Genomic DNA, 16,270 nt, shown 5'->3' with positions numbered 1-16,270 from the left:
CGCTACAACAGTGTAAGGCGCCACAGTTACAACGGTTACCACTCACCGATAGCGGCGGAAAAGCTAGCGGCGTGAAAACCGATAAGAATGTCCAAAATTACTGGACCAGATCAAGCCAGCTCCCACAGGGGCCTTTGCTCCCACTTTTGTTTTGTGTTCATTCAATTATCAGGAGAACAGTTGTGTCCTCTCCCATCCCCGTCACCATCCTCAGCGGCTTCCTCGGTGCCGGCAAGACCACCTTGCTGCGCCACCTGCTCAAAGCCGAACACGGCTTGAAAATCGCCGTGATCGAGAACGAATTCAGTGACGCCGGTATCGACACCCAGCTCTTGGGCGACGAGCCGGTGCAAGTCATGACCCTGTCCAACGGCTGCGTGTGCTGCACCATCCACACCGACCTGACCAAAGCCCTGTACCTGTTGCTGGAACGCCTGGACAGCGGCGAGATCGCCTTCGACCGGCTGGTGATCGAATGCACCGGCCTGGCCGACCCCGCGCCGGTGGCCCAGACCTTCTTCATCGACGAAGAGCTGCGCGAACGCTATATCCTCGACGGCATCATCACCCTGGTGGATGCGGCCCACGCCGAGCATCATCTGACCCAGACCATCGCCCAGGCCCAGATCGGCTTTGCCGACCGCCTGTTGGTGAGCAAACGCGACCTGGTAGACGACGCCAGCTTCGACGCCCTCAGCCAGCGCCTCACCCGCATCAACCGGCGTGCGCCGATTCGTGTGGTGGATCACGGCAAGATTGACCTGGCCGAGTTGCTGGATGTGCGCGGCTTCAACCTCAATGCCGGCATGAGCCTGCGCCCGGTCAGTGCAGCGCCTTCGGTCGACCGTATTTCCAGCCTGGTGCTGCGCACCGACCAGCCGCTGGATATCGACCGTCTCAGCGAGTTCATGAACGAACTGCTGCAAGACCATGGCAAGCAACTGCTGCGTTACAAGGGCGTATTGAACATTGCCGGAGAAGACCGACGCATGGTGTTCCAGGGCGTGCTGAAACTCTACGGCTTCGACTGGGACACCGAATGGGCCGAGGGCGAGGCGCGTGAGAGTGTGATTGTGTTTATTGCCGATGAGTTGCCGGAAGACAAGATTCGTGAAGGCTTTGCCAAGGTTTACCAACCCTGACTTGAAATGCATTTCACTGTGGGAGCTGGCTTGCCTGCGATAGCGGCAGATCAGCCCCTGATGGGCTAACTGATAGACCGCTATCGCAGGCAAGCCAGCTCCCACACTTGACCCTGTTTCAAATTGAAATCGGCATAAAAAAGCCCGGCTCATGAGCCGGGCTTCTTATTCACGCAACTGCCATCAAGCGCCGTATACCGGCAGCTTCTTGCAGATGGCCTTGACCTTCTCACGTACCGCGTCGATCACGGCTTCGTTGTTCAGGTCTGCCAGGATGTCGCAGATCCAGCCCGCCAGTTCCTTGCACTCGGCTTCCTTGAAGCCACGGGTGGTCACTGCCGGGGTGCCGAAGCGCAGGCCGGAGGTGACGAACGGCGAACGTGGGTCGTTCGGCACGGAGTTCTTGTTCACGGTGATGAAGGCTTTGCCCAGGGCAGCGTCAGCATCTTTACCGGAAATGTCCTGCTTGATCAGCGACAGCAGGAACAGGTGGTTTTCAGTACCGCCGGACACCACGTCAAAACCGCGCTCGATGAACACGCTGGCCATGGTCTTGGCGTTCTTGACCACTTGCTGCTGGTAGGTCTTGAACTCAGGCTGCAGTGCTTCCTTGAAGCAGATCGCCTTGGCCGCGATCACGTGCTCCAGCGGGCCGCCTTGGGCGCCCGGGAAAACGGCGGAGTTGAGCTTCTTCTCGATCTCGGCGTTGGCGCGTGCCAGGATCAGGCCGCCACGTGGACCGCGCAGGGTCTTGTGGGTAGTGGTGGTGACCACGTCGGCGTAAGGCACTGGGTTGGGGTAAACGCCCGCAGCCACCAGACCGGCCACGTGGGCCATGTCGACGAACAGGTAGGCACCGACCTTGTCGGCGATTTCACGGAAACGTGGGAAGTCCAGGATCTGCGAGTAGGCAGAGAAACCAGCCACGATCATTTTTGGCTTGTGCTCAACCGCCAGGCGCTCGACTTCGTCGTAGTCGATCAGGCCGTTGGCATCGATACCGTACTGAACGGCGTTGTACAGCTTGCCGGAGGACGAAACCGTAGCGCCGTGGGTCAGGTGACCGCCGTGGGCCAGGCTCATGCCCAGGATGGTGTCGCCGCCCTGCAGCAGGGCCAGGTACACGGCGCTGTTGGCTTGGGAACCGGCGTGTGGCTGGACGTTGGCGTAATCGGCGCCGAACAGCTCTTTTGCACGGTCGATGGCCAACTGCTCAACCACGTCGACGTACTCGCAACCACCGTAGTAGCGCTTGCCTGGGTAGCCTTCGGCGTACTTGTTGGTCAGAACCGAACCTTGAGCCTCCATCACCGCAGGGCTGGTGTAGTTTTCCGAAGCGATCAGCTCAATGTGCTCTTCCTGGCGCACGGCTTCTTGCTCCATGGCGGCGAAGAGATCGGCGTCGTACTTGGCAATAGTCAAATCACGGCTGAACATGGCGGTCCTCAAGGATCGGGGGCAGAAAAGGAGGGCATTCTAACCCAATGGGTTTTAGATGGCATATGAAAGGACATCATGTCGCGGACAAGTGGGGTTCATCTGGGGATGGGCGGTGTCGGTACTGGCCCCATCGCAGGCAAGCCAGCTCCCACACTTGATCGGGTTCACACAGTCAAATGTGGGAGCTGGCTTGCCTGCGATGAGGCCCTCAGACTCACCACAGCACTTTCAGTCAAACATGAACAGCGCATCATTACTGAACTGCACCTCAAACCGATTCGCCGGCATCGGCCGCCCGAACAGGTAACCCTGCACCTCATCACAGCCATGCTCACGCAGGAAGTCCAACTGCTCATGGGTTTCCACGCCTTCGGCAATCACCGCCAGGTTCAGGCTGTGGGCCATGGCAATGATCGCCCGGGCAATCTGTGCGTCCTGCTCACCCGAGGGCAGGCCGTCGACGAAGGTGCGGTCGATCTTCAGCACATCGATAGGGAATTGCTTGAGGTAGTTGAGCGACGAATAGCCGGTGCCGAAGTCATCCACCGCGATGCTCAGGCCCAGGTTTTTCAGGCTGGCGAGGATCTGCAGGGCTTCGTTGACTTCACGCATCAGGATACTTTCGGTCAGTTCCAGCTCCAGGCACGCCGGCGGCAGGCCGGTGTCCTTGAGGATGGTGGCAATGCGCGTGCCCAACTGGCCGTCGGAGAACTGCCGCGCCGAGATGTTCACTGAGACTTTCGGTACGCGCACTTTGTTCTGGTGCCAGGTCTTGAGCTGGCGGCAGGCTTCGCCGATCACCCAGTCGCCCACATCCACCACCAGCCCGAGTTCTTCCAGCACCGGGATAAAGTCCCCAGGCGGTACCAGGCCACGGCGCGGGTGGCGCCAGCGCAGCAGGGCTTCGGCGCCGGTCAGGCGTTTGCCGTCGCCGCTGAATTGCGGCTGGTAATAGAGCACGAATTCGTTCTGGTCCAAGGCGTGGCGCAGGTCGCTTTCCAGTTCCAGGCGCTCCAGGGCGCTGGCGTTCATGTCGGCCTGGTAGAACTGGAAGTTGTTCTTGCCGCGCTCTTTAGCGTGATACATCGCCGTGTCGGCGTTTTTCATCAATTGGCTCAGCTCGTTGCCGTCTTGCGGGCTGAGGGCGATGCCGATACTGGCGGTCACGAAGAATTCGCGGCCCTCCAGCACAAAAGGTTTGACCAGGCTGGCGAGGATCTGCTCTGCCACATGGATCGCACGGTTGAGCGCCATGTCGCGGCTGACCCGTGGTTGCAAAAGCAAGGTGAATTCGTCGCCGCCCATGCGCGCCACGGTGTCGTCCTCGGCCACACAACCGAGCAGGCGCGTGGCCATTTCCTTGAGCATCCGGTCGCCGGCCGCGTGGCCGAGGGAGTCGTTGATCGGCTTGAAGCGGTCAAGATCGAGGAACATCAGCACCACCCACGACTTCTGCCGTTCGGCCGACTGCAACGCGGTGTGCAGGCGGTCCTGGAACAGGGTGCGGTTGGGCAGGTGGGTCAGGGCGTCGTAGTAGGCCAGGCGGTGGATGCGCTGCTCACTGGCCTTGCGCTCGCTGATATCGCTGAAGAAGCATACGTAGCTGGCCAAGTCGCCTTCATCGTCGAACACGGCGGTAATGCCGACCCAGGCCGGGTAATGCTCGCCATTGAGACGCTTGAGCCACACTTCACCTTCCCAGGTGCTGTGCTGGTGCAATTGCTTGAGCACATAACGCAGATGGGCTTCCTGCTGCTCATCGACGGTGAGCATATTGGGCAACTGGTCGAGCACATCGCTCACCGCATAGCCGCTGACCCGGCTGAACGCCTCGTTGGCCTGCACGATATAACCGGCCGGGTCGGTGATCAGGATCGCCGAAGTGGAATGTTCGAACACCGTGGCTGCCATGCGTAGGTCTTTTTCGGCGCGGCGTTGCTGGCTGATATCGCGGCCCACGCCGAGGACGCCTTCAAACGCGCCATGTTCATCCCACACCAGCACCAGGCGCAGCTCAATCGGCACCTTGCGCCCGTCGGCGCGCAGGCAGTCGAACAGAAACAGTTGGGTCTGGACTTCATCACGCAAGGTGTTCAAGGCCTCGGGGTTGCCGAGGGCGCGGCTGACCTGTTCCATCAGGCTGTAAATGCCGGTCAACTGCTGAGGGTTGGCAACGATCGACTGCCAGCCGTTCTTGAACACCCAGTCCACGTCATAGCCCAGGACGGTGTTGACCGAGGGGCTGATGTAATTGAGGGCCAGTTGGCTGTCGGTGGAGCAGATCACGTCGCTGATGCTTTCGGCCAGCATCCGGTAGCGCTGTTCGCTGTCGCGTAGAGATTCGCTGGCTTCGATCTGGTCGGTAATGTCCTTGGCCACGCCGATGATCCGGGTGACCACCGTAGACGTATCGCGGGCCAGGGCCTGTTCGCGGATATCGAAGCGGCGCCACTGGTTATTGCGGTGACGAAAGCGCAGTTGGCAGTGCAGTTGGGTCGTGTAGCCGACCTGGCGTTGCTGTTCGCGCGCGTCATGGTAGTGCTCGGCGTCTTCGGGGTGTAGCAGGATTTCCCAGAAGTACTCACCCATTTGCTGCAGTTCGGCTTTGTTGTAGCCCAGGGTGTGGCCCAGATGGTGGTTGCTGAAAATCATGCGCTGGCTGATCACGTCCTGCACATACAGGTGATCGGGCACGGTGCGCACCACATCCGACCAGAAGCTTTCACGCTCCACCAGCGACAACTCGATCAGCTTGCGGCTGGTGATGTCGCTGATGCTGAGAATCACGGCCTTGACGTCATCCTGCTGCTCCGGCAAACGCATCACCAGCCACAGGTACTGTTCGTTGCCGGCCACGTCGTTGAGCTGGATTTCCAGCTCCAGCTGTTTTTGCCGGGTCAGTACGGCCTCCAGCACCTGATAGCCGATGGACGTGGCATTGCTCGGGCAATCATCGATCAGGCGTTCCCACGCCTGCTCGCAGGACGCGACGTTCAGCAGGCGCACGGCCATCTGGTTGACCTCGGTGACGCGCAACTCCTTGAGCAGTTGCTTGCGCTCCGTGGGGTTGGCCTGCAACCAGGCGAGCAACTGCTCGCGGCTTTGCACCTGGGTCTTGTTGCAAAACGCCTTGAGCCCCGACAGGTCCAACACGCACAACGCGACGCCGGTGCCTTCGAAGATGTCCTGGTAGCGTCGCCGGCCTTCATTCACCTGGCGTTGGCGGCGGCGCATGTTGAGCAGCACGATCACCGGGATCAGCGAAAACGCCAGGCCCAGCAGGCACTTGCCGATAAAGGCCGGCAGTAGTTGTTCCAACACCGCGCTGCGGTCAAACATGCCGCGCAGTTGCCAATCGCTTTTGCTCAACGGCGTGACCAGCACGCTGCGGTTCAACTCTTCCGGCGTCAGGGCGCCGGACCACTGCGCCGGCATGCCGCTGTCACGGCTGACCACACGATGGTTCAGGCTGTTCTCGATCGCCCACATCGGGCGCTGGCCCTGGACATCCTGGCGCGTGAGGTTGGCCAGATAATTGGGCGCCAGGCGCAAGGCCCAGTACACCTTGGAGCCACCGCTGGGTTGGTGCAGCAACAGATAGATGACCGTGCCGTCATTGTCGTTGCTCAGGTAGTAGGACTGGGCGTGACTGCGCTTGACCAGGTCTTCGAGCAGGGCACTGTCTTGGCTGCCTTCGGCAGTGTCGCTGATCAGTGCGCCGCTGGGGGCGAGCAGGGCGAAGCTGCGCAGGTCCGGCAGCGAGCGCTGCAACGTGCGCATCAGGGCCTGCTGCTGTTCGGGGTTGCGCGGCGGCTCGACAATCGGCAACAGGTTCAGGGCGATCTGCGCGCTCAGGGCCATGCTCTGGCTGATCTGCTCGGCCAGGTCGGCACTGTAGTCGATGGTGTATTGCTGTTGGTTTTTCTGGTTTTGCTGCAATTGGTCCAGCAGTTGCCAGAACAACAAGGCGAGCAACAGCAGGACAAGCGTCGCCAACGCGCCTTTCAAGGTGCCGTGCAGGGGCGCTCCCGGCGCAATATGAGCGGCGCGCAAGGGCGTGGGCGGCGTGACGTTGGACAAACTGTGATCCTGCGGTTTGGCTGGACTGGCGCGCGACGTGCACTATAAGCCGGACGCCCGAAGGGCGGCTAGCATGCCTTGAGTTGTGGCAAAGTGCCAGTCCTGCCTGGCTGGACTGCCCCAGCGCATTCAGGTAGCTTTGCCGGTTACGCGGGGGCGTTCCAGCCCCAGACACTCAGGCTTTTTTTGCTCGCTGGCATTGATGATAGTCAAAGGCCCGCGCGGCGCATGGCCTGGCACGGGCTTCGTCCGCTTAATTCATCAGTCACTGACGCTAGGTTCACCATGGCTCAATACGTCTTCACCATGCATCGGCTGGGAAAAGTTGTTCCGCCGAAGCGGGAAATCCTGAAAAACATTTCGCTGTCCTTCTTTCCAGGCGCCAAGATCGGCGTGCTCGGCCTCAACGGTTCGGGTAAGTCCACCCTGCTGAAAATCATGGCGGGCGTCGATACCGAGTTCGAAGGCGAAGCCCGCCCGATGCCGGACCTGAACATCGGTTACCTGCCTCAAGAGCCGATCCTGGACCCGACCAAGACCGTGCGTGAAGTGGTCGAAGAAGCCGTCAGCGTGATCAAGGACGCCCAGGCCCGCCTCGATGAGGTGTACGCCGCCTACGCCGAACCGGATGCCGACTTCGACAAGCTGGCCGCCGAACAGGCCAAGCTCGAAGCGATCCTGCAGGCGGGCGATGGCCACAACCTGGAGCGCCAACTGGAAGTCGCCGCCGATGCGCTGCGCCTGCCAGCCTGGGACGCCAAGGTCGAACACCTGTCCGGTGGTGAGAAGCGTCGTGTGGCCCTGTGCCGCCTGCTGCTGTCGGCCCCTGACATGCTGCTGCTCGACGAACCGACCAACCACCTGGACGCCGATTCTGTCGCCTGGCTGGAGCATTTCCTCCACGATTTCCCGGGCACCGTGGTTGCGATCACGCACGACCGTTACTTCCTGGACAACGTCGCCGGCTGGATCCTCGAACTCGACCGCGGCGCCGGTATCCCTTACGAGGGCAACTACTCCGGTTGGCTGGAAGCCAAGTCCGACCGTCTGGCCGCCGAATCCAAGCAGCAATCGGCCCACGAAAAAGCCATGAAGGAAGAACTGGAATGGGTGCGCAAAGGCGCCAAGGCCCGCCAGTCCAAATCCAAGGCGCGTCTGCAACGCTTTGAAGAAATGCAGTCGCAGGAATTCCAGAAGCGCAGCGAAACCAACGAGATCTACATCCCGGCCGGTCCGCGCCTGGGTGACAAGGTCATCGAGTTCAAGAACGTGACCAAAGGCTATGGCGACCGCGTGCTGATCGACAACCTGTCGTTCGCCATGCCAAAAGGCGCGATCGTCGGTGTTATCGGCGGTAACGGTGCGGGTAAATCCACGCTGTTCCGCATGCTGATGGGCAAGGAAACCCCGGACTCCGGCAGCATCGAGATCGGTGACACCGTGCAGTTGGCCTGTGTGGACCAGAGCCGCGACGACCTCGACGGCAGCAAGACTGTGTTCCAGCAGATCTCCGACGGTTCCGACCAGATCCGCATCGGCAACTATGAAATCCCGTCGCGCACCTACGTCGGCCGTTTCAACTTCAAGGGCGGCGACCAGCAGAAGTTCGTCAAGGACCTGTCCGGTGGTGAGCGCGGTCGCTTGCACCTGGCCCTGACCCTGAAAGAGGGCGGCAACGTCCTGCTGCTCGACGAACCGTCCAACGACCTCGACGTTGAAACCCTGCGTTCCCTGGAAGAAGCCCTGCTGGACTTCCCGGGCGCCGCCATTGTGATCTCTCACGATCGGTGGTTCCTTGACCGCGTCGCGACCCACATCCTGGCGTACGAAGATGACTCCCAGGCGGTGTTCTTCGAAGGCAACTACACCGAGTACGAAGCCGACCGCAAGAAGCGCTTGGGTGAGGCCGCTGCCCAGCCGCACCGTGTGCGTCACAAAAAGCTGGCCTGATGCTGCAATAGCCGCAACAGCCTGTTGAAAAAATACCCCTCACGCAGGGGTATTTTTTTGTCCGCGTTATGCCGGGAGCGTCGTGGGCGCCAGGTCCGGGCGGCTGCGCAGCAATTCTTCGACCACCCCCATGAACGCCTCGACCAACAATGAGCGTGACGGTGAGCGCGTGAGTATCAGCAGGTGTACCCAGGCTTCGGGGTCTGCCAAGGGGCGGTAGACCACGCCTTTCCTGGCCAGGGTTCGGGTGCACTGGGGCACGAGCGAGACACCTTGGCCTGCCGCCACCAGGGCGATGATCGAGGTGATCTGGCGCCCCGCAGGGCCCGGGCGCAGCGCCAGGCCACGGCGTTGATACAGGTGCTCGATGGAGCCGTTGAGGCCCGAACCGTAATCGCTGGGGAACAGAATCAACGGGTACTCACTGAGCTGGGCGAGGGTGACTTCGCTCTGCTCCGCCAGCGGGTTGTCGCTGCAAAGAGCTGCCACCAACGGTTCTTGCCCCAAGGACAAAGCCTCGACGCCGGTTTGCCCAGCCTCCGGCAGCAGGCGGCTCATGCCGACGTCGATGCGCCCGTCCAGCACGTGTGTGTGCAGGCTGCCGGAAGCGCTCTCCACCAGGGTCAGTTGCACATCGGGAAAACGCTGGGCGAAGGCTTGCAGGGTTTGGCTGAAGAGTTCCGACAACGCGATCGAGCTGGCATAGCCTACGACCAGTTGGCCGGTCGAGCCGGCAGCCAGTTTGGCGGCGATGTCTTGTGCAAGCCTGGCGTGTTCCAGCGCTGCGCGGGCATACGGCAAAAAGTGCTGGCCTTGGGCGGTCAGTGTGACCGTGCGACTGGTGCGGTCGAACAGGCGAAAGCCAAGCTCGGTTTCCAGGGCCGAGATCTGCCGCGTCAGAGGCGGCTGGGCAAGGTGCAGGCGCTGGGCCGCACGGCCGAAGTGCAGCTCTTCGGCGACCGTCAGGAAGTAACGTAACTTGCGTAGATCAAGCATTCTGTTTCCTGGGTATTGATCGGTCCGAATTCGGTATTGGTGTTCGCTGCGCTGGGTATTCTATAAACATCCTCGACTATAAGACGAGAGGCCACATGAACCCGCGCATGCATAACGCCCGCTTCGCCGTGTTCCTGTGTGGCTGTGCGGCGTTTCTGAATCTCTATGCGACACAGAGCATCCTGCCTGCGTTTGCCGAAAGCTTCCAGGTGAGTGCCCGGCAGGCAGGTTGGAGCATCACGGTGACCACGCTGGCGGTGGCGGTGACCGCGCCGTTTGTCGGGCGCCTGACCGGCCGTTTCGAGCAGCGCACGGTGATTGCCGTGGCCGCGTTGCTGCTGGCGCTGCCGACGCTGCTGACGGCCTATGTGGACAGTTTTGCCGAGCTGCTGGTGTGGCGTTTTGTCGAAGGGATGTTGATTCCCGTGGTGTTCGCCACCAGCGTGGCTTATATCGGTGATCGCTGGCGTGCGGCCACGGTCACCGAGATCACCAGTTTGTACGTTGCGGGGACGGTGCTCGGTGGGTTTGCCGGGCGCTTTGTCTCGGGTGTCATGACCCAATATGTGGGCTGGCGCGAAGCCTTCGAACTGTTGGCGGTGATTAGCCTGCTGGTCGGCCTGCTGATTGTGTGGCTGTTGCCGGCCAATCCGATGGCGCGGCCCGGCGTTGCGGCCGTGGGCATGCACGGGGTGCGCCGGCTTCTGCGCAAACCCTTGCTGGCGGCCTATGGCGTCGGTTTCTGCGTGCTGTTCTCCCAAGTCGCAACCTTTACCTATGCCGGGCTGTATCTCAGCCAGGCCCCGTTCAACCTGGGCGCCGCCGCCTTGGGCACTTTGTATGCGGTGTTCCTGCTGGCGCTGGTGGTCATTCCTGTTGCGGGGCGCTTGAGCAAATCGCGCCCACAATCGCAGTTACTGACCGGCGCTGTGGCGCTCGGCATCTGTGGCTCGGCGCTGACATTGTTACCGTCCCTGTGGCTGATCGTGTTGGGGCTGGCCCTGAGTTCGACCGGCGTATTCCTGGCACAGGCATCCGCCAATGCGTATATCGCCACCACGGCAGGCCCGGACAAGTCCGGCGCCGTGGGGCTGTACCTGACCGGCTATTACCTGGGCGGCAGCGCCGGCGCCGTGGCCCCGGCCATGCTTTGGAATCAATGGGGCTGGCCGGGCTGCGTCGCGTTGGTCGCAGGTTTTCAGCTGTTGTCGCTGGCGATTGCCCTGCTGGGCTGGAAACCGGTAAAGCCCCAGGCCCTGATCGCCGGACAGCGGGGCAAACCAGCCTGATTTTTCATCCGATAAAGGACTATGAGAGGTGAACATGACTAACACCGTGATCAAGCGCAGCCAGTTGTTGAAGCTCATCGAACCGGTATTGAACGACATGCCGGCCGGCGCCTTGCGCCACGCGCTGTTCGAAGCCTTCTGGGCTCAGGAAGACGCGCTGGTGGATATCGAAGACGCTTTTGCACGGCTCACCTCGCGTCGGCATTCGCCGGCGGTACTTCGCAAGTTCTTCGCCAGTTGGTCCAAGACCAATAATTCGGCGGCCAGTGTGTCCGGCCTGGCCAACCGCATTACCTTGCTGGCGCGCTCCGATGAAGGCTCCGCCGCCGCCGCGCAGTTGTACCGCGCCTGCGGCAGCCTGCAACGCATCACCGATGAAGATCTGGGCGCGTTGGGCAACACCTTGCACGCGGACCTGTTCTACACCATGGCCACCGCGCTGTGCGGTGATGACCAGTGGATATTGAAGGACAATTGCCTGCCCTCGGCACAGGCGTTCAAAGACTGGACCGACACCCGCCGCCTGCGTGATCGCGACCTGTTGCAGGGGTTACTGACCACGTTGATCCACGAGGTGTACACCCACGGCGAAGTGGAATTCATCCACCCGCTGTACTCGCAGTGGTTCGTGCGGGACATGGGCGTGCCGCCGGAGAAATCCCGTGCGACGGTGGCCTGGGTCACGGTGCACACCGGCGGTACCGAGAGCAACCATTTTGCCCATGCGGTGGCGGCGGTGAATGAGTTCACCACTGCCATGCAGATTGAAGTGGACCCCGTCACGGCGCGCGACATTTTTGCTCAATACCTGCAGCGTAAAGCCAGTGTGATGAGCGACTGTGCGCAGTTGCTGGGTTAACCCGGCGTTTTGCCTGAGAGCCTCTGACCCAGATGAACACCCTGAAGCAGACCGCAACGCCATCGTTGTCGCCGCCTGATCCGGTCAGCGTGCGTCGCCGCGCTCTGGTGGCAGGCTGCGGCGCGCATGCCGTGCACGATGGGCTGACCGATGTGATTTATGTGCTGTTGCCGATCTGGCAAGCGCAGTTCGGCCTCAGCTACGCCCAGATCGGCCTGTTGCGCGGTGCTTACGCGGGCATGATGGCCGGTTTTCAGTTACTGGCCAGCCGTGCTGCCGCACGCTGGGGGCGTGAACGCTTGCTGGTAGGTGGCACTGCGTTGGCGGGCCTGGCCTACCTGCTGGCCGGCCAGGCTGGCGGGCTGGGCGTGTTGCTGTTGGCGCTGCTGCTGGGCGGGCTCGGCGCGAGTACGCAGCACCCGCTGGCCTCGTCGTTGATCACCGATACGCACGAGGCCGGCGGGGGCGTCAAACAAGCGCTGTCGCAGTACAACTTCAGCGGCGATATTGGCAAAACCCTGATTCCGGGGTTGATCGGCCTGTTGCTGGCGGTCATCAGTTGGCGCGCCAGTGTCACCCTGCTGGGTGTACTCGGGCTGCTGGCGGCAGGCCTGTTGTGGTGGCTGATCCCGGCACGCGCCGAGGCTTCGGCGGCGCCGGTGAAAGCCACCCGTACGGGCGGCGGCGCCGGCTCCGCGAGCGGCCTGCGTGCGCTGATCGTGACCGGCACGCTGGACAGCGCCGTGCGCATGGGTTTCCTCACGTTCCTGCCGTTTTTGCTCAAGGCCAAGGGCGCCGGGCCTGCGGGCATCGGCCTGGCGCTGACCATGCTGTTCGTCGGCGGCGCCTTCGGCAAATTGCTGTGCGGTTACCTCGGTGCGCGCATCGGCATGATGAAAACGGTATGGGCCACGGAGTTCACCACGGCCGTGCTGATCGTCATGGCGGTGTACTTGCCCTACGCCGGCTTGATGGTGATGTTGCCGCTGCTGGGGCTGGCGCTGAACGGCACGTCGTCGGTGCTGTACGGCGCAGTCCCGGACTTGGCAGGGCCGGGCAGGCGCGACCAGGCGTTCGCCGTGTTCTACACCGGCACCATCGGTGGCGGCGCCTTGGCGCCGGTGCTGTTCGGCAGCCTTGGGGATGCCACCGGTGTGCCCATGGCCGTCCTGTTGTTGGCCGCCACCCTGTTGCTGACCTTGCCGCTGTCCTGGCGGGTTCAGCAAGGGTTGGAGGCCCAAGCCCGGTAGGGCGAACGAATTTTTCAGCGTGTTCTGGCAGGTATAACAATGAATAACAGTGAACCCTCTGCCGTGTCATTGCCGTTGTCCCAGCGTGCGCAACGTCTCAGCGCACCCGGCACGTCCAGCATGCGCAGTAAAGCCAATGCCTTGAAAGAAGCCGGCGTCAACGTGGTCAACTTTGCCGCGGGCGAATTGTCCTTCGATGCCTGCCCGGTGATGAAAGCCGCCGCGGCCGATGCGCTCGCCACTGCCCGCAACCGCTATACGCCGCCCATCGGCCTGCCCCAGCTTCGCCACGCGCTGGCGCAGCAGGTCACTCAGCGCTGCGGGGTGAGTTACGCCGCCGATGAAATAGCGGTGACCGCCGGTGCCAAGCAGGCGCTGTACAACGCTGCAATGGTGCTGCTCAATCCGGGGGATGAAGTCATCGTCGCGGTGCCGTACTGGGAAACCTTCCCCACCCAGATCCAACTGGCCGGTGGCGTTCCCGTCTATGTCGACACGGCTGCAGATGACTATCGCCTCACCTGCGCAGCGGTCCAGAAGGCCCTGACCCCGCGTACCCGGATGATTGTGATCAACACCCCGAACAATCCGACAGGCACGGTTTATCAGCGCGAAGAACTGTTGGGTATTGCCCGGCTCGCCTTCGCACACAGGCTTTGGGTGGTGTTCGACGAGTGTTACCGCAAACTGGTGCGCGCGCCCCATGAACATCACAACATCGTGTCGCTGTTTGCGCCGCTCAAACATCAGACGGTACTGGTCGATTCGTTTTCCAAGAGCCACGCGGTCACCGGCTGGCGGGTAGGGTATGCGTGCGCGCCCGCCCCAGTCATCGCCGCCATGCACAACCTGCAAGGGCATACGACGTCCAACCCCAGCAGCCTGTCCCAATATGCCGCGCTCGGCAGCCTGATGGCGGACGCGCCGCACTTTACTCGCCAGGTCAATGCCTTCCTCGACCAGCAATTGCTCGCGGCCTGCACCTGCCTGGGGCATGTCGACGGCATTCGGTGCGCCCCGCCGGAAGGGGCGTTCTATCTGTTTATCGATGTGTCCCGCAAGTTGGGGGGGCGCTACCTGGGCACCGTTATTCGTGACGTCGACCACTTGGCCGATCTGTTATTGACCGAGGCCCATATTGCGGTAGTGCCAGGCTCTGGCTGTGGTGACGGCAACAGCATCCGTATCTCCTACGCCGTTGAGCGTGAAGCGCTGATTGAGGGCCTCACACGCTTCGCTCGTTTCATGTCAGAAATCGTTGCGCATTAACCCCACCTTAAAAGGATATGAGCCGTGGAAAATCTGAGCCGCCAATTTATCGGGTACGTGAACCAGGCGCTGGTGGATGTCGAGGACGGACATCTGGCCCAGGCCCTGCTCAGCGGTTTCAACAGTCAAACCGCCGCGCTGGACACGTACTGCGAGACCTATGTCGACATGACCTCCAGTAATTGGAGCGAGTCGTCACTGTGTACGTTCTTCTGTGGCTGGCGTAGCCCGGACGGCGCCGCCCATGCCGTCTCGAGCATCATCGTGCGCATCCTCCAGGAGTCGGCATCGTTGACGGATGACGCCCGGTTGAAAATGCTCGAGGCGGCGGCCCATTGTGGGGAGATCATTGTCGAGGACATCGGGCTGGGTGAAATGCATGGGCATCCGCACCACTCCAAGCTGTATTACCGCATGGCTTCGGCCATCTGCGGCTCCGATGAATGGCGCCTGCAAGACAAATTCCTCAACCCGATTACCAAGGAGTTCTCCGGTTGGGTGGGGGAAAAGCGCCCGTTGGCGCCGCTGCTCATCGAAGCGCTGGAAATGATGGCCATGACGGAGTTGTTCAATACCGGCGAATACAACCTGATGACCCCGCTATGGAAACAGTGGTTGCGCGATGTGCGGGGCTATAGCGCCGGTGAGGCCAGCCGCGTCGCAAGTTTTCTCAGCGTGCATTGCGGCAGCGTGGAAGCGCGCCACTTCAAGCATGCTGCAGAGGCGTTGCGGCTGTATGCCAGCGCCACCGGGCAGGCCGTGGATTACGCGCGTATCGCACGGCTCTCCAGGGAGTACGTGGCCAGGGCCTGCGAACATCTGCAAAAGATGGCGTCGGTGCTCAAGTGCGAACAGCCCGCATGGGATTGAGGCTGTCCGATAACCCTTGTTGTGCCGCTGATAAGGAGCCTGAACCCTATGATGGATACCGAAGCGCGCCGACGTCCTCTGTCGGCGCTATTGGATAGCAACCGTTGCCTACGTGTACTCGAAGCCCATAGCCCGATATCGGCGTTGCTCGCGCAGCGCGCCAGGCTGGAGATCAGCCCAGGGCATACGGTGGGGTACGACGCCATCTGGTCGAGTTCGCTGACCGACTCGACCCAGCGCGGGCTACCCGACATCGAAATTCTTTCGCCCAGTAACCGATTGCCGGGGATTCGCGAAATATTCGATGTGTGCTCGCTGCCGCTGATCTTCGATGCCGATACCGGCGGCAAGGCCGAACATTTCGCGATTCATATCAAGATGCTGGAGCGTGCGGGCGTCTCGGCGGTGGTGATCGAAGACAAGTGCGGCTTGAAGAAGAACTCACTCTTGGGCATCGAGGTCGACCAGGCGCAGGAGTCCATCGAGGCCTTTTGCGCCAAGCTCCAGGCCGGCTGCACGAGCCGCACCGGCTCAGGGCTGATGATGATTGCCCGGTGTGAAAGCTTGATTCTGAATCGCGGCATGGAAGAGGCGATGGCACGGTGCCTGGCGTATGTCGAGGCGGGGGCGGATGGCATCATGATCCACAGCCGCAAGCAGGATGGCCTGGAAATCCTGGAATTCGCCCGGCAGTTTCGCCTGCAGCGGCCCAGGGTACCGCTGATTTGCGTGCCGACCAGCTATGTTCACCTGAAGTTCGAGGTGCTGGAGCGAGCAGGTTTCAATGCGGTGATTTATGCCAATCACATGTTGCGCAGTGCCTACCTGGCCATGCGCGATACCGCCGTCGGCATACTCGCCAATGGCAGGACGCTGGAGCTGGAGCCACGTTGCCTGGGCATCGACGAGATACTCGACCTGGTGCCCGGTACGCGCTAGAGACATGCGCGGGTCTGTGGGCAAATGCTGTGGGAGCGGGCTTGCTCGCGAAGGCGGTGTGAAGTGCGCCCCAAAAGTTGGACAGCTGTTGGTTAGGTTACAGCGGACCGAGTTCTGTACGCTACAGGGCTCAGTCCGCCAAGCTTCGTTTTGATTCGCTTATGGTTGTAGTAATGGATGTACTCA

At 61.6% G+C, this 16,270-nt stretch carries 12 protein-coding genes; 8 read left to right on the top strand and 4 right to left on the bottom strand.

Going from position 1 to position 16,270, the window contains the following annotated elements; all coding sequences use genetic code 11:
• The first annotated feature begins 182 nt into the window (after positions 1-182).
• Positions 183-1,142 carry a GTPase gene (gene yjiA / locus GIV35_RS26095; RefSeq protein WP_105228583.1) on the top strand — a complete coding sequence of 320 codons (960 nt, stop codon included), beginning with the start codon at positions 183-185 and terminating at the stop codon, positions 1,140-1,142.
• Positions 1,143-1,325: 183 nt separating this feature from the next.
• On the opposite strand, the gene glyA is transcribed toward yjiA, so the two are convergent.
• Positions 1,326-2,579, bottom strand: coding sequence for a serine hydroxymethyltransferase (gene glyA / locus GIV35_RS26090; RefSeq protein WP_003194304.1), 1,254 nt, complete (start codon positions 2,577-2,579; stop codon positions 1,326-1,328).
• Positions 2,580-2,810: 231 nt separating this feature from the next.
• Positions 2,811-6,662, bottom strand: coding sequence for a sensor domain-containing protein (locus GIV35_RS26085; RefSeq protein ID WP_105228581.1), 3,852 nt, complete (start codon positions 6,660-6,662; stop codon positions 2,811-2,813).
• A 285-nt stretch (positions 6,663-6,947) separates the two neighbouring features.
• Between GIV35_RS26085 and ettA the strand changes: the two genes are divergently transcribed.
• Entirely contained in the window at positions 6,948-8,612 is a 1,665-nt protein-coding gene (gene ettA / locus GIV35_RS26080) for an energy-dependent translational throttle protein EttA (RefSeq protein WP_014720011.1), read from the top strand.
• Between the two features lie 66 nt (positions 8,613-8,678).
• On the opposite strand, the gene GIV35_RS26075 is transcribed toward ettA, so the two are convergent.
• The gene (locus tag GIV35_RS26075; protein WP_202692472.1) at positions 8,679-9,608 is read right to left on the bottom strand and encodes a LysR family transcriptional regulator; all 930 of its coding nucleotides are present in this window, start codon (positions 9,606-9,608) and stop codon (positions 8,679-8,681) included.
• A gap of 95 nt (positions 9,609-9,703) precedes the next feature.
• On the opposite strand from GIV35_RS26075, the gene GIV35_RS26070 reads away from it, so the two are divergent.
• The 6 genes from GIV35_RS26070 to aepX are packed head-to-tail and all read left to right on the top strand — an operon-like array spanning position 9,704 to position 16,084.
• Positions 9,704-10,897, top strand: coding sequence for an MFS transporter (locus GIV35_RS26070; RefSeq protein ID WP_236265277.1), 1,194 nt, complete (start codon positions 9,704-9,706; stop codon positions 10,895-10,897).
• Between the two features lie 34 nt (positions 10,898-10,931).
• On the top strand, positions 10,932-11,756 hold the full coding sequence (locus tag GIV35_RS26065; RefSeq protein WP_236265278.1) for a hypothetical protein: 825 nt from the start codon (positions 10,932-10,934) through the stop codon (positions 11,754-11,756).
• Between the two features lie 32 nt (positions 11,757-11,788).
• The gene (locus GIV35_RS26060; protein ID WP_105228573.1) at positions 11,789-13,006 is read left to right on the top strand and encodes an MFS transporter; all 1,218 of its coding nucleotides are present in this window, start codon (positions 11,789-11,791) and stop codon (positions 13,004-13,006) included.
• Positions 13,007-13,045: 39 nt separating this feature from the next.
• Positions 13,046-14,275, top strand: coding sequence for a pyridoxal phosphate-dependent aminotransferase (locus GIV35_RS26055; RefSeq protein ID WP_105228571.1), 1,230 nt, complete (start codon positions 13,046-13,048; stop codon positions 14,273-14,275).
• 24 nt (positions 14,276-14,299) lie between these two features.
• Entirely contained in the window at positions 14,300-15,145 is an 846-nt protein-coding gene (locus tag GIV35_RS26050; protein ID WP_200647525.1) for a hypothetical protein, read from the top strand.
• Positions 15,146-15,193: 48 nt separating this feature from the next.
• A complete protein-coding gene (gene aepX, locus GIV35_RS26045; protein ID WP_072448313.1) occupies positions 15,194-16,084 on the top strand; it encodes a phosphoenolpyruvate mutase in 891 nt (296 codons plus the stop codon).
• Between the two features lie 92 nt (positions 16,085-16,176).
• Here the strand turns inward: aepX and GIV35_RS26040 are convergent.
• On the bottom strand, positions 16,177-16,270 hold a 94-nt coding region (locus GIV35_RS26040), incomplete at its 5' end, for an IS3 family transposase (RefSeq protein WP_213152642.1).

Source organism: Pseudomonas sp. PA-1-6B, assembly GCF_021609545.1.
GTDB lineage: Bacteria > Pseudomonadota > Gammaproteobacteria > Pseudomonadales > Pseudomonadaceae > Aquipseudomonas > Aquipseudomonas fluorescens_BV.
Note: the sequence above shows the minus strand (reverse complement) of the source record. Positions and strands in the feature narration are given on the sequence as shown.